We start from the raw sequence: 15,060 nt of genomic DNA, 5'->3' as shown, positions 1-15,060 counted from the left end.
GAGAACAGATATGTCTAGAACAATTTGCCGTCATTTCACAGATGAGTTTAAACAACAAATTGTTGACCTACACAATGCAGGTATGAAGCGAAGCGAGATTATCAAAGAGTATAACTTGACCCCGTCTAGCTTTGACAAGTGGGTTAAACAAGCAAGAACAACTGGTTCCTTCAAAACTGTTGATAATCTGACAGATGAACAGCGTGAGTTGATGGAACTCAGAAAACGCAATAAAGAGCTTGAAATGCAGGTTGATATCCTAAAGCAAGCGGCGGTGATTATGGCACGAAAAGGGAAATAATCACCGCTAACAAGGACAAATACAGCATTTCAGCCATGTGTCAATGCTTGAACATTCCTCGTTCCAGCTTTGTAGTAATAGACTTGTTCGTAACTTAAAGGTGGTATACTAAAGGTATGGAAACAACATACGAAAAAGCCTTAAAATTAAACTCAGAGAATTTCAAATTGTTGATAGGTGTTAAAAAAGCGACGTTTCAACTGATGCTTGATTGTCTCACTGACGCTTATCAAGAGCAACACCGAAAAAGAAAGGAGGACGTCCACGCCGTCTAAGTATGGAAGAGCAGCTCATCATGACCTTGCGCTACTTACGCTATTACCCGACTCAACGCTAGTTGGCATTTGATTTTGGTGTAGGTGTGGCAACTGTCAATGAGACCATTACATGGGTAGAGGACACCCTTCGTTCTTCAGGTCTCTTTAATTTAGACCACTTAGAAGCACCTAGCGCCACTGTTGCCATAGATGTCACTGAAAGTCCCATTCAACGCCCTAAAAAACCAAAGCAAGAATTATTCTGGTAAAAAGAAAAGACATACCATAAAAACTCAAATCATGCTTGATTTGACTAGCCATCGTGCTTGTCAATTGGCTTTTTCAGATGGTCATACGCATGATTTTACCCTTTTTAAGGAGAGTATTGACTATAGTTTGCCCCAAAATACCCTTGTTTTCGTAGATTTAGGGTATTTAGGCATCTTGAAATTTCACGAAAATACCTTTATTCCTGCTAAACGTTCTAGAAATCACCCCTTAACCCAAGAGGATAAGCCGTTGAATCGCGAGATAGCTAAAATGCGTATTGAAGTCGAGCACTTTAATGCCAAATTTAAAACCTTTAAATCATGGCACAGCCTTATCGTAATCGTAGAAAACGGTTTGAATTAAGAGCGGAGTTAGTTGATTTGTGGTATCATCAACCATGAGGTGATGTAGTTACCGAACAAGTCTATTAGAAAATTTTATAAGTTTAATTGTGCTCTTATATAGTAAATTCAGACAAAAAATTTAAATGTAAGCGCTTTTTTATGAAAAGTAGTAGAATATTTGTTGGCTGGAATTGGTCTAATATCGATGACTTTGGAAAAAGCAGATGCTTTTGTTAAAGACATGGTTGAGAAAGGGCGCTTGACCGTTGAAGAAGGTAAGGAGCTACAGTCCGAACTCAAACGCAAAGGGCAAGCAGAGGTTCAAGGTGTCTTTGATAGGGTCAATGCAAAAACACAAAAGGTGCAGTACGCTACCAAAGATGATCTCTCACGTCTTGAGAATAAATTAGATGCGCTCTTACAACACCGGACTTCTGAAAGTAAAGAATAGGTTTATTTTATGGAAAATAAACGCCTGAGAGAAATTGTTAGGGTTTTTAGTTCGGTAGGCTTTACGACTTTAAAAGAGCGAAAAAAGCCACTGGATGAGCAGATGGCACCAGCTAAACTGCGTCTAGCTTTTGAGCAGTTGGGACCAAGTTTTGTCAAAATTGGGCAGATTTTATCGACGCGCAGTGACCTATTACCTGATGCCTATATTAAGGAATTGACCAGACTTCAAAGCAATGTCCTTCCATTAGACAAGGAGCTTGTCATGTCAGCAATCGAAGCAGAGCTGACACAACCCTTATTTGATGTTTTTCAGTCAATAGATGAGAGGCCATTGGCAAGTGGGTCAGTCGCTCAGACCCATAGAGCCATTTTGAAAACAGGCCAAGAGGTTGTGGTCAAAATTCAGCGACCACATCTGGCAGAAATTGTTGATGAAGACCTGTCTTTGTTGATTGGTTTGTCGAAAAAGATGCCATCAGGACTCATTCCCATGGTTAATCTGACAGATGTTCTCTACCAACTAAAAGATAGTCTGACTACTGAAATTGATTTCCGTAATGAAGCTAAGGCCTTGCTTGAGTTTGCTGAGCTTAATCGCAGGGTAAAATGTGTGGCTGTTCCTAAGGTTTATGATGAGCTGACGACCTCTCATATGGTGGTCGAAGAATTTATCCAAGGGATTCCAATCAATCGCTACGAAGATTTGGTTCATGCGGGCTATGATTTGGAGGATATTGGGCAGAAGCTCAAGTTGTCCTTTATCAAGCAGGTTCTTAAGGATGGTTATTTCCATGGTGATCCACATCCTGGAAATCTTCTCATCAAGGATGGGCAGATTTACTTTATCGATTTTGGTATCATGGGTCATTTAGAAAATGACATGCGAGCTGCTCTAAATGATATTCTGTATAGTTTTACGGCTCAGGATATTGATGGTATGACTCAGGGCATTTTGACAATAACCAACCTTGATACTTCAATGAACAAGGCGGAGCTGAGTCGAGATGTTGAGCGTATGCTTAATAAGTATTCCAGCCTAAATTTGGGAGCCTTATCGATTACCTATTTGCTGGAAGATTTAGTGAAAGTTTTTATCAATAATCATCTCAAGGCCTCCCCTCAGATAACGATCTTGGAAAAAGCTTCGCTACAAATTGAGGGGATTTTCCGAGACTTAGCACCTGATAAGGACTTGATGACTCTAGCCAAGGATTATTTCATCGAAAATATGGGGCCAGACATGCTCGAACAGGCCTTAAATAAGGAAACGCTATTAATCGAGCTTTTTTACCTGCTCAAAAACGGTAAAAACATTTCTAGACGAGCCAATCAGCTTTTGGAACAAATCCTAAACGGTCGCATTTTGATTAATCATGATTTATACGATTATAACAATCGTATCAAAATCGTGACGAGGATGGCTAATCGTTTTGTACTGAGCTTGGTTTTTCTAGCGCTTCTGATTAGCGCCAGTTTGCTCAGTATAAATGCAGAGATGCTTGATATGTCTAAACTGTTGTTTGTACTTGCAGGACTGGTTCTGATTTGGATTTTTGTTGGAATTTTTAGGGAGTAGGATATAGTCATTATTAGCTTTGAGACATCGTCACTTTCGGTTTGCCCTACTCTAGTACTATCTGCACCTCAGTTCCTTGTCTGAAAGCTAATTTATTCGATTATATTTATCCTAAATCAGAAATTTTTATATGAAAAAAGACAGATTTTCATATTTATACTTGCTCTTCTCAAAAATGCCTATAGACAAGAATTGTGATATTAAAGATAATTAATTATTTTGTTAGAACAACAAAATGCACTGGATAGCCTGTGCATTTTTCTTAGTACGACGGGCATGTCGTACATCTGAGGTGAAAGTCCTCTGCGGGCACCCGCTACCGGTGAACCCAATAGCGACTCCCAAGCCTGACTATCGTGAGGTAGCGGGGAGAGGAAGGGATAGCGAAATCGTGGCACTACGAACAGAAACGTGATACGAAGGCATATATAGCGGACAAGGTGGCTAAGAACATTAAAGTCCAAAAAGGTAGTCGTAACCTATATGCGTAAATCACGAGTGTAAATGAGGAAAGATGTACGACTTATCCCGTGAGGTCTCATGAGCGTCAATAAGACGTAGTAACAACGAATCATGAGAAGTCAGCCGAGGTCATAGTAGCGATGAAGTTTCTGTAATGGAAACGGAGCGAAGGGCTGAACTATTAACCGGAGTATACTTACTTCACTTGTGTCTGTAAAAGAACGGTCTGATAGAACTGGAGGCGGTCACGTATTGACTAGAAGAAAGTTCGCCAATATAAGATATCCTACAGACACCGAAACAAGAAAGGAATACACACATGTCATAGTTACTAGATAATATCCTATCTCGTTCAAATATGTTGGACGCTTACAATCAAGTTAGAGCTAATAAAGGTTCTGCAGGAATTGACGGCTTAACCATTGACGAAATAGATGACTATCTCCGCAAACACTGGCGTTCAACTAAAGAACTCATAAAGCAGAGGAAGTACAAACCTCAGCCAGTCTTACGAGTTGAAATTCCCAAACCTAACGGCGGAGTCCGTCAGTTAGGTATCCCAACGGTCATGGATAGAATGATACAACAAGCTATTGTCCAAGTCATTAGTCCCATTTGTGAACCCTATTTCTCTGAGAGGAGCTACGGATTCAGACCCAATCGGTCCTGCGAACATGCCGTTATCCAGTTATTAGAATATCTTAATGACGGCTATGAGTGGATAGTGGACATAGACCTTGAGAAGTTTTTCGATACCGTTCCTCAAGATAGACTGATGTCACTTGTTCATAACATAATCCAGGATGGGGATACAGAATCTCTGATTCGTAAGTACCTTCATTCAGGGGTGGTCATTAACGGACAGTGGCATAAAACACTAGTTGGAACACCACAGGGAGGAAATTTATCACCGCTCCTGTCCAATATCATGCTTAATGAGCTAGACAAAGAGTTGGACAGTCGAGGGCTTCGCTTTGTCCGCTACGCAGATGACTGTATCATCACAGTTGGTAGTGAGGCAGCGGCTAAACGTGTGATGCATTCAATTAGTCGTTACATTGAAAAACGATTAGGTTTGAAAGTCAACATGACTAAGACCAAGATTGTGAGACCGAGCAAATTAAAGTACCTAGGATTTGGGTTCTGGAAATCATCTGAGGGCTGGAAAAGTCGTCCGCATCAGGATAGCGTACAGAGTTTCAAGAGAAAACTCAAGAAACTAACAGCCCGTAAGTGGAGTATTGACTTAGACAACCGAATTGAGCGACTAAACTGGGTCATCCGAGGTTGGATAAACTACTTTTCTATGACGAACATGAAATCAGTCATGGAAAGCCTTGATGAACGATTAAGAACTCGAATAAGAGTTATTATCTGGAAACAATGGAAGAAGAAATCTAGGCGATTATGGGGACTTCTCAAATTAGGAGTACCGAAGTGGATAGCGGATAAAGTATCTGGCTGGGGAGACCATTATCAATTAGTGGCTCAGAGGTCTGTATTGAAACGTGCCATATCAAAACCAGTCCTCGCTAAACGTGGACTGGTTTCTTGCCTAGATTATTGTCTAAAACGACATGCGTTAAAAAAAGTTAGTTGAACCGCCGTGTGCCGAACGGCACGCACGGTGGTGTGAGAGGGACTAGAAATTTGTCCCTACTCGATCGACTTCCCGCAGTGTATAAATCAACTATTTTCACAGATGGTTATGACTGGATATCCTTCTTTTCATTATAAAAACTATCTTTACTCTTAACTTGAATAGGGATTCTTTCAACTAAATCGATATTTTTTTACATTTTTGTAAAAATAGATATGACCGTCCCAGATAGGTTCTCTATCTCCTTCAGAAATTTCTCGGTTAATATGTTTAGATTTTTTAGTGCCAATTTAAAAAAATCGACAGCTTCTTCTTCAATTTGCTTAGATGATTTATCCATGAATAACCTCTTTCAATAAGTAGTTTTATCCTAACATTATACCAATTTTTGTGATAACTTTTCCAAATCATCTTTGTTATCCTAATATCATTCCTAAGAAAATCAAAGTTTGATTTTCTATTGGGGATTTTGGGGCGAAACCACCAAGTTATCTTATCGTTGGCTGTCAAAACTGGAAGGTTTTGGTAGGCTGGCGATATGATTTTTTGGGTATTGTGACCACAATGCCTGAGCTCGCAAAGACCGAACAAGGACTTTAAGAAATTTCTCGTATGACACACGGGGTCGGGGTTTACCCGAGAAAGGATGAAAGTGAGGGAAAGAGATGTCTGAACAGTACCGTGACATTAGAAAAGAGGTAAATCTAACCGCAGATGAGCTAAAACAGATTGAAAAAATGATGGAGGTTGATAATTATCGTCACTTTTCACCATTCGTCAGGGATAAAATTTTGATGACTGATGACAAACAGTTAGCTGCCAAAGAATGGTTCTCCCTTTGGCAGTCTCAAAAGTTTGAATAAATTAGTCGAGATGTGTATGAAGTTCTAGTTGTCGCAAGAGAAAATCATCAAGTGACTCAAGAACACGTCTCAATCTTATTGACTTGCGTTCAAGAATTGATTGCGGAAGTCAATCAAGCACAGCCACTCAGTCGTGAGTTTCGTGAAAAATATGTGGGCTAGGAGGGAGTAATGGTTTATCGTTATCGTACCAATCTCAAAAAAGTATTTCTAACAGATTCAGAGTTACATCAATTGAATGAACGAATTGCTAAGAGTCATTGTCAAAATTTTTCAGTCTATGCTAGAAAAGTTTTGCTCAATCCCAATATGTCTTTTATCACAATTAACACGGATACTTATGATCAGTTAGTGTTTGAATTGAGACGGATTGGAAATAACACTAATCAAATTGCGCGTGCTATTAACCAAAGCCATTTGATTTCTCAGGAACAGTTACAAGAATTGAGTAAAGGAGTCGGAGAGTTAATTAAGGAAGTGGATAGAGAATTTCAAGTGGAAGTGAAAAGACTGAAGGAGTTCTATGGTAATCACTAAGCATTTTGCGACGCACGGAAAAAAATATCGTAGGCGTTTAATTAAGTATATTCTCAATCCTGATAAAACGGACAATTTGAAATTGGTATCTGATTTTGGCGTGAGCAATTACTTAGACTTTCCCAGCTATGAAGAAATGGTAGAAATGTACAATGTCAACTTTACCAATAACGACAAGTTGTACGAATCCAGAAATGACCGACAAGAAAAACATCAACAAAATATCCATGCCCATCACCTCATTCAATCATTTTCTCCTGAGGATAATCTGACACCTGAAGAAATTAACCGTATTGGTTACGAGACTATGATGGAATTGACAGGAGGTCGTTTTCGTTTCATCGTAGCGACTCATACAGACAAAAATCATGTTCATAATCACATCCTAATCAACGCCATAGACAGTAATTCAGATAAAAAATTGATATGGAATTATGCCTTAGAACGAATTTTACGTATGATTTCAGATCGTATTTCTAAAATGGTGGGGGCAAAAATTATTGAAAAGCGTTTCTCATACCGTGAGTATCATAAATATAGGCAGTCTAGTCATAAATTTGAATTAAAGCAACGTCTGATGTTATCCTTAAATCTTAGAGTCACTATTGTATAATTTAGACAAAGGACAAAAACATGCAAAAACGCTACTCAAAAGAATTTAAAGAAACCCTTATCGCCTTCTATCATTCTGGTCAATCCGTCACCCAGCTGTCTAAAGAATACGACGTGGCCCCTGAAACAATTTATAAATGGATAGACCTCTACTCTACATCTAATGAAAGCTCCGTCTCTAAAGCTGATTTTCTAGAATTAAAAAGACAACTGGCTAAAGTTAAGGAAGAACGAGATATCTTAAAAAAAGTATTGACCATATTCGCCGAGAAAAAGAAGTGAGTGCTGCGGATATGGCTCAAACCATACAAACTTTAGCACTCAATGTCAGACTAAGCTGTCAACTCCTTGATGTTCCTGAATCAAGTTATTATGAACGGATTAACCGACATCCATCTAAAACTCAATTAAGGAGACAATACCTGTCACTCAAAATTTCTCAACTCTTCAATGCTAACCGAGGAATCTATGGTGCTCCTAAAATTCATCATCTTCTACTTAAACAAGGGGAAAAAGTCGGGTTAAAACTGGTACAGAAGCTAATGAAGCAACTTCAACTCAAGTCTGCAGTCATTAAGAAATTTAAGCCTGCATACTCACTAAGTGATCACATCAATCGAAAAAATCTCATACAGACTGAACCTACAAAGAAAAATAAGGTTTGGTCAACCGACATTACTTATATTCCTACTCAACAAGGATGGGCTTATCTCTCAACCATTATGGATCGTTATACTAAAAAAGTCATTGCTTGGGATTTGGGCAAGCGAATGACTGTAGAATTAGTGCAAAGAACTTTAAATAAGGCCATTAAATCACAAGACTATCCAGAAGCTGTTATTCTTCATTCTGACCAAGGAACCCAGTATACGAGTCTAGAGTATGAAGAGTTGCTTAAGTATTATGGGATGACTCACTCTTTCAGTCGAAGGGGATACCCTTATCATAATGCCAGTCTTGAATCTTGGCATGGACATTTAAAAAGAGAGTGGGTGTATCAATTTAAATATAAGAACTTTGAAGAAGCCTATCAGAGTATTTTCTGGTACATCGAAGCCTTTTATAATTCAAAACGAATCCATCAAAGTTTAGGGTATCTTACACCTAATCAATTTGAAAAGGTAAGTGCTTAAAATAAATAGATTAAAATTATACGTTTGTTACTCTAAAAACTTGACTTAACGTCAAATGAAGAAAAAGAGTTAAACTTGAATTTCATTTAAAAGTCCTCCATCTACACTTCAAATTTTTCTTTATCTTTAAAGTATTTGTTTTTCATTTTAAGTGCAACATTAACCAAAGCAATCATAACTGGAACTTCCACAAGTGGACCAATTACTGCAGCAAAGGCTTCGCCTGAGTTAATCCCAAATACACCAACAGCGACAGCAATCGCAAGCTCAAAGTTATTGCTTCCTGCTGTAAAGGAAAGAGATGTTGCTACTGGATAGCTCGTTCTCATTTTCTTAGACATAAAGAAAGATATAAAGAACATCAAGACAAAGTATAATAGAAGGGGAATCGCAATTAATACTACATCAAGTGGTAATTCTACTACTTTATCTCCTTTTACTGCAAACATAATAATTGTAAATAAAAGAGCAGATAAAAGATTTACAAAACACTAAAGATGAACAATTTAAACAATTAAGTAATATGCAAAATCTTTTTGACCAACAACAACGTCAAGCCTTACAGGATAAAAAATTACTAGAAGAGTATAAATCAGAAATCAGTGGACTTATCGTCCGGACTTGAAGTCGGAAGAAGCACTTTGGCAAAACTTTAGAGGCCATTTGAACCGAATAAATTTAGCAGTATTGGAAGAGCAACTATTAACGGACAAAGAATTTAAGCAAGTCAAAGTCGAGTTTTCACGTTTGACCGGAACGCCTTTTTTAGCTTCTCAATGGCTTAGAGGAGAAGACGGGGTGGCTCAAGTTTTATTAGAGCGAGAAGATGGGAAAAAAGTGACTTTAGAAGCCTTTAGAAATAAGGATATCTCAGGAGGAACTTCTTCTTATGAGGTAGTTCACCAAGTGTTCCCAGATTCCTCTAGAGTAGATCGTGGAGATGTGAGCTTGCTGATTAATGGGATCCCAATCATTGGGTAAAGATAGGAAAACAAAGGCAATAATAGCTGGTTATATTTATTTAAAAAACAAGATGGTTACATTTATTTTAAAAAGACTTGACAAGAATGGTTTACAATAGTAAACTTATCTCAAACATTTACGTTTACGCATGTAGACAATAAGGAGGAAAAGAGAATAAGTACAATAGTAGTTAGCCCTCATATCACAGATACTGAATGGGAAGTTATGCGTGTAGTCTGGGCGAATGGTCGAGTGACTAGTAAAGAAGTCATCTCCATATTGAAAGAAAAAATGGACTGGAAACAAGCCACTATCAAAACGCTCTTAGGTCGACTGGTTGAAAAAGGCGTACTAAATACAGAGAAAGAAGGTAGAAAATTTATTTATACTGCCAATATTGAAGAGAAAGAAGCCGTAGGAAAGTATACAGACGATATTTTCAACCGTATTTGTCGAAAGAATGTCGGGAATGCAGTAGGGAGTATCATTGAAAATCATGTCTTAAGCTTCGATGATATCCAGCGACTAGAAGAAATATTAGAGATGAAAAAAGCTTTCGCAGTAGAAGAAGTGGATTGTCAGTGTACAGAAGGGCAATGCGATTGCCATTTACATCATCATGGAGAATAAGGAGCGAAAAAATTGGAGAATAAATCGTTTGCCATAGAAGGTATGACCTGTGCGTCTTGTGCGCAGACAGTAGAAAAAGCGGCAAAAAAAGTACGTGGGGTCACACAGGCTTCCATGAACCTAGCAACAGAAAAGTTGAGTATAGAATACAATGAACCAACTTTTTCGGTAAAAATCTACAAAAAGCGTTGGATGATTCAGGGTATGAACTGATTGCCCAAGAGGGAAAGACGCAAACCTTTGCAATTGAAGGGATGACCTGCGCATCCTGTGCACAGACAATTGAAAAAGCCGTCGGAAAGTTGTCGGGCGTAGATAAAGCTTCAGTCAATTTAGCGACAGAAAAAATGCAAGTTTCCTATAACCCGTCAGCAATTTCAGTATCTGATGTGACTGGTGCTGTATCCAATAGTGGTTATGCAGCCGTATTAGAGACTACGGATACTCAAGATAATTCACGAGCAGAGAAGCGTGATAAAAAAGAATGAAGCAACTTTCAAATCGTTTTGGGATATCCATTATATTTACAATCCCTGTATTAATTATATCTATGGGTCCAATGGTAGGTATGCCTCTACCAAATATCGTTGACCCAATGATAAATGCATTTAATTTTTCTCTTTTACAACTTATTCTGACTTTGCCGATAATGGTAGTAAGCTGGGAATATTTCCAGAAGGGATTTAAAACTTTATTTAAAGGTCACCCAAATATGGATCCCCCTGATTGCGCTTGGTACGGCGTCTGCATTTGTTTACAGCCTTGCTGCGACAATTGAGACAGGCCTGGGTTACGGCAACTTTTCCAATTTACTTTATTATGAAGTAACTGGAGTTATCTTGACGCTCCATACATTAGGGCTATTTTTAGAAGAACGCTCAAAGGGGCAAATGTCCTCAGCTATTGAAAAATTAGTTAACTTGGCTCCTAAAACAGCTCGAGTAATACGTAATGGTGTGGAACAAGAGATTACTGTGGACGAAGTCGCTTTAGGAGATGTTATTCGAGTTCGTCCGGGAGAAAGTATGCCTGTAGATGGTGTTGTTGTTGAGGGGCGCACTTCAGTCGATGAATCAATGCTGACAGGAGAAAGTATCCCCGTGGAAAAGGAAAGTGGAGACGAGGTTATTGGGGCTAGTATCAATAAAAATGGTTCCATTGATTACCGCGCGACTCGAGTGGGAAGTGATACAACTCTATCTAAAATCATAAAATTAGTAGAAGATGCTCAAGGGTCTAAAGCACCCATTGCTCGAATGGCCGATATCATTACCGGATATTTCGTACCGATTGTTATAGCATTAGCCGTTTTAGCAGGGATTGCTTGGTTAATTGTAGGTCAATCTGGAATATTTGTTTTATCCGTTATCATAACAACCCTTGTCATTGCTTGTCCTTGTGCCTTAGGTTTGGCGACTCCAACAAGTATTATGGTTGGAACCGGAAAAGGGGCAGAACATGGTGTCTTGATAAAAAGTGGTGAGGCGTTAGAAACCACTCATAATTTAGACACGATTGTATTTGATAAAACAGGGACACTGACAGAAGGTAAACCTATCGTGACGGATATTTTGGTAACTCCTCTTATTACTAAAGAAAATATTTTATATTATGCAGCTTTCGGTGAAACAGGTTCTGAACACCCATTAGGCGAAGCCATCGTACAGAAATCAAAAGAAGAGAACATGATATTAGCTAAACCAGATCATTTTGAAGCGATTCCTGGACACGGGATTCGAGTTGAAATTGAGGGCAAAGATATGTACAGTGGAAACCGTAAACTGATGCTAGAGCAAAAGATTGATTTATCAAGCATGGAAAAAGAATCCGATCGTTTAGCAGACGAAGGAAAAACACCGACGTATCTCTCTGTTGATGGAGAACTAGCTGGAATTATCGCAGTAGCTGACACACTCAAGGAAAATAGTATGAAGGCTGTTAAAGAACTTAGAAGACGCGGTGTTGAAGTAATCATGATTACTGGAGATAACAAACGAACAGCCAAAGCGATTGCTAAGCAAGTGGGTATAGACAGTGTATTAAGTGAAGTATTACCTGAAGATAAAGCAGAGGAAGTCAAAAAACTACAAGAGGCAGGCAAGGAGGTAGCGATGGTTGGAGACGGCATTAACGATGCACCCGCATTAGCTCAAGCAGATGTTGGAATTGCAGTTGGATCAGGTACAGACGTGGCGATTGAATCGGCTGATATTGTCCTTATGCGTAATGATTTAACCGCTGTATTGACTGCGATTGATTTAAGTCATGCAACGCTACGAAAAATTAAACAAAACTTGTTCTGGGCTTTTGCTTACAACCTTGTAGGTATTCCAGTTGCGATGGGTCTTTTGTATATTTTTGGCGGACCATTGATGAGTCCAATGTTGGCGGGGCATTCGCCATGAGTTTCAGCTCCGTATCGGTCTTGCTCAATGCTTTACGGTTAAGACGATTCAAACCAGCAGTTGTTTAGAAAACACGTAGCTTATCTGGGATTTAAACTTCTTCCTATTCTATATAATAGGAGAAGATAAAAAAAGGGGAATAAAATAATGAAAAAAGAAGTCTTATTAGATGGCGTAAAATGTGCAGGTTGTGCGAACACGGTACAAGAAAGATTTTCAGCTATTGAAGGGGTTGAATCTGTAGAGGTTGATTTAGCGACTAAAAAAGCAGTACTTGAAAGTCAAACAGAGATTGATACCGAAACGCTCAATGCTGCTTTAGCAGAAACTAACTATTCAGTATTAAGTGCATAAAGTACGAATACCATTTATTCATAGATAGTAGCTAGAGATAAAGTATAGAACCCTTTTCGTGAGAATTATATGCAGTGTTAGATGAGAAAGTTCTAAAACTTTAAAATCAGTCTCTAATTATAATAAGGAGGAATTAAAAATGAGGAATAACAAAAAACATTCGTCACATAGTCATCATAATCACGGTGACATGGATCACTCAAAACACGACCATAATGAAATGGAACATAGTCAGATGGATCACAGTCAGATGGATCACAGCAAGATGAATCATAGTGCGATGGATCACAGTGAAATGGATCATGGCGCAATGGGAGGGCATGCCCACCACCATCACGGTAGCTTTAAGGAGATTTTCTTGAAGTCACTCCCATTAGGAATTGCAATCTTACTCATTACGCCTATGATGGATATTCAGTTGCCTTTCCAAATTATCTTTCCTTATGCAGACGTTGTAGCAGCTGTATTGGCAACAATTCTATACATTTATGGCGGAAAACCATTCTACATGGGTGCGAAAGATGAGTTTAATTCAAAAGCTCCAGGCATGATGTCCTTGATTACTTTGGGAATAACGGTTTCTTATGCCTATAGTGTTTACGCAGTGGCCGCTCGATATGTGACCGGAGAACATGTCATGGACTTCTTCTTTGAGTTTACAACGTTAATTTTAATCATGTTATTAGGACACTGGATTGAAATGAAGGCATTGGGTGAAGCAGGGGACGCGCAAAAAGCATTGGCTGAGTTGGTGCCGAAAGATGCTCATGTTGTTTTAGAAGACGATTCGATTGAGACTCGCCCTGTGTCTGAACTTCAGATTGGAGATGTTATCCGTGTTCAAGCAGGAGAAAATGTTCCAGCTGATGGTATCATTATCCGCGGAGAATCCCGTGTAAACGAAGCGCTTGTGACTGGGGAATCGAAACCAATTGAAAAAAAACCCGGAGATGAGGTCATCGGTGGATCAACCAATGGTGGCGGAGTCCTCTATGTGGAAATAAAGCAGACGGGCGATAAGTCCTTCATTTCTCAGGTTCAGACATTAATCAGCCAAGCACAAAGCCAACCATCTCGAGCAGAGAATGTGGCTCACAAAGTAGCTAGCTGGTTGTTCTACATTGCCGTTGTAGTAGCTTTAATCGCTCTAGTAGTCTGGATGATCATTGCGGATCTGCCTACAGCCGTTATCTTTACTGTGACTGCGTTAGTTATTGCCTGCCCACATGCTTTGGGTCTTGCTATTCCCTTGGTAGTATCACGTAGTACTAGTTTGGGTGCAAGCCGAGGATTACTGGTTAAAAATAGAGAAGCTTTGGAATTAACTACTAAAGCGGATGTTATGGTATTGGATAAAACAGGTACTTTAACAACTGGTGAATTTAAAGTGTTGGACGTCACTGTTTTGAGTGATAAATATTCTGAAGAAGAAATTACAGGCTTGTTGGCGGGTATAGAGGCGGGCTCCAGTCACCCGATTGCCCAATCGATTGTGAACCACGCTGAAGCGAAAGGCATTAAGTCAGTTTCCTTTGACTCCATTGAAATCGTTTCGGGAGCAGGAATAGAAGGGGAGGCGAACGGCCACCACTATCAATTAATCAGCCAAAAGGCATACGGAAAAGCATTGCGTATGGATATTCCGAAAGGCGCTACTTTAAGTATCCTTGTAGAAAATAATGAAGCAATCGGCGCTGTCGCATTGGGAGATGAACTGAAAGAAACTAGCAGAAACTTGATCGAGGTGCTGAAAAAATACGGAATTGAACCACTCATGGCTACTGGTGATAACGAGGAAGCTGCACAAGGAGTTGCAGAAGTTCTAGGTATTCAATACCAAGCCAATCAATCTCCGAAAGATAAGTACAAGCTGGTCGAGTCCATGAAAAACCAAAACAAGACGGTTATCATGGTGGGAGACGGGGTCAATGACGCACCTTCCCTTGCCTTGGCAGACGTAGGTATTGCAATCGGAGCTGGAACGCAAGTAGCTTTGGATTCTGCGGATATTATCCTTACTCAGTCTGATCCAGGGGATATTGAATCCTTTATCGAGTTAGCAAACAAGACGACACGTAAAATGAAACAAAACTTGGTATGGGGAGCAGGGTATAACTTTATCGCGATCCCAATAGCTGCAGGAATACTAGCACCAATTGGCATAACATTAAGTCCAGCAGTCGGTGCCGTCCTGATGTCACTTTCGACTGTAATTGTTGCCATCAATGCTATGACATTGAAATTAGAGCCAAAATAAACAGTTATTTGGCACATGAAATAATTGAATGACCTTATCGTGT

General features: G+C 39.3%; 8 protein-coding genes and 7 pseudogenes. 14 read left to right on the top strand and 1 reads right to left on the bottom strand.

All coding sequences use genetic code 11. The annotated features are described in order from the left end of the window. Nucleotides 1-10 precede the first annotated feature (10 nt). The 9 genes and pseudogenes from SMA_RS09595 to SMA_RS09545 all read left to right on the top strand — a co-directional run. Nucleotides 11-372 (top strand): annotated as a pseudogene (locus SMA_RS09595) (transposase); the annotation flags it as partial. Between the two features lie 45 nt (nt 373-417). Next, a pseudogene (locus tag SMA_RS11195) lies at nt 418-1,239 on the top strand (IS5 family transposase). A gap of 138 nt (nt 1,240-1,377) precedes the next feature. Further along, a complete protein-coding gene (locus tag SMA_RS09580) occupies nt 1,378-1,623 on the top strand; it encodes a hypothetical protein (protein WP_006531821.1) in 246 nt (81 codons plus the stop codon). 9 nt (nt 1,624-1,632) lie between these two features. Further along, on the top strand, nt 1,633-3,201 hold the full coding sequence (locus SMA_RS09575; RefSeq protein ID WP_014295351.1) for an ABC1 kinase family protein: 1,569 nt from the start codon (nt 1,633-1,635) through the stop codon (nt 3,199-3,201). A gap of 820 nt (nt 3,202-4,021) precedes the next feature. After that, complete coding sequence (ltrA, locus tag SMA_RS09570; RefSeq protein ID WP_006531823.1) at nt 4,022-5,263, top strand: group II intron reverse transcriptase/maturase; 1,242 nt, start codon at nt 4,022-4,024, stop codon at nt 5,261-5,263. Between the two features lie 665 nt (nt 5,264-5,928). Beyond that, a pseudogene (locus tag SMA_RS11435) lies at nt 5,929-6,288 on the top strand (SAG1252 family conjugative relaxosome accessory protein). Nucleotides 6,289-6,297: 9 nt separating this feature from the next. Further along, entirely contained in the window at nt 6,298-6,663 is a 366-nt protein-coding gene (gene mobC / locus SMA_RS09560) for a plasmid mobilization relaxosome protein MobC (RefSeq protein WP_006531827.1), read from the top strand. After that, nucleotides 6,650-7,240, top strand: a pseudogene (locus SMA_RS09555) (relaxase/mobilization nuclease domain-containing protein); the annotation flags it as partial. The gene mobC and the pseudogene SMA_RS09555, both read left to right, overlap by 14 nt. A 56-nt stretch (nt 7,241-7,296) precedes the next feature. Beyond that, nucleotides 7,297-8,408 (top strand): IS3-like element IS981 family transposase gene (locus SMA_RS09545; protein WP_145971692.1). Its coding sequence is split into 2 segments (ribosomal slippage): nt 7,297-7,513 and nt 7,513-8,408, totalling 1,113 coding nucleotides; the frame shifts between segments, so codons are not numbered across the junction. A gap of 101 nt (nt 8,409-8,509) precedes the next feature. Here the strand turns inward: SMA_RS09545 and SMA_RS09540 are convergent. Next, nucleotides 8,510-8,884 (bottom strand): annotated as a pseudogene (locus SMA_RS09540) (arsenic resistance protein); the annotation flags it as partial. A 115-nt stretch (nt 8,885-8,999) separates the two neighbouring features. Here SMA_RS09540 and SMA_RS09535 point away from each other — a divergent pair. From SMA_RS09535 to SMA_RS09500, 5 genes and pseudogenes are all read left to right on the top strand, one after another. After that, nucleotides 9,000-9,383, top strand: a pseudogene (locus tag SMA_RS09535) (type I restriction endonuclease); the annotation flags it as partial. Between the two features lie 162 nt (nt 9,384-9,545). Beyond that, a complete protein-coding gene (locus tag SMA_RS09530) occupies nt 9,546-10,001 on the top strand; it encodes a CopY/TcrY family copper transport repressor (RefSeq protein WP_039671262.1) in 456 nt (151 codons plus the stop codon). A gap of 12 nt (nt 10,002-10,013) precedes the next feature. Next, nucleotides 10,014-12,474: pseudogene (locus tag SMA_RS11175) on the top strand (heavy metal translocating P-type ATPase). Nucleotides 12,475-12,553: 79 nt separating this feature from the next. Further along, entirely contained in the window at nt 12,554-12,760 is a 207-nt protein-coding gene (gene tcrZ / locus SMA_RS09505) for a copper chaperone TcrZ (protein WP_002294571.1), read from the top strand. A gap of 139 nt (nt 12,761-12,899) precedes the next feature. Beyond that, nucleotides 12,900-15,017 carry a heavy metal translocating P-type ATPase gene (locus SMA_RS09500; RefSeq protein WP_006531837.1) on the top strand — a complete coding sequence of 706 codons (2,118 nt, stop codon included), beginning with the start codon at nt 12,900-12,902 and terminating at the stop codon, nt 15,015-15,017. Nucleotides 15,018-15,060: the final 43 nt, after the last annotated feature.

This window comes from Streptococcus macedonicus ACA-DC 198 (assembly GCA_000283635.1).
Lineage (GTDB): Bacteria > Bacillota > Bacilli > Lactobacillales > Streptococcaceae > Streptococcus > Streptococcus macedonicus.
The sequence above is the reverse complement of the archived record's forward strand: the minus strand, read 5'-3'. Positions and strand labels throughout refer to the sequence as shown.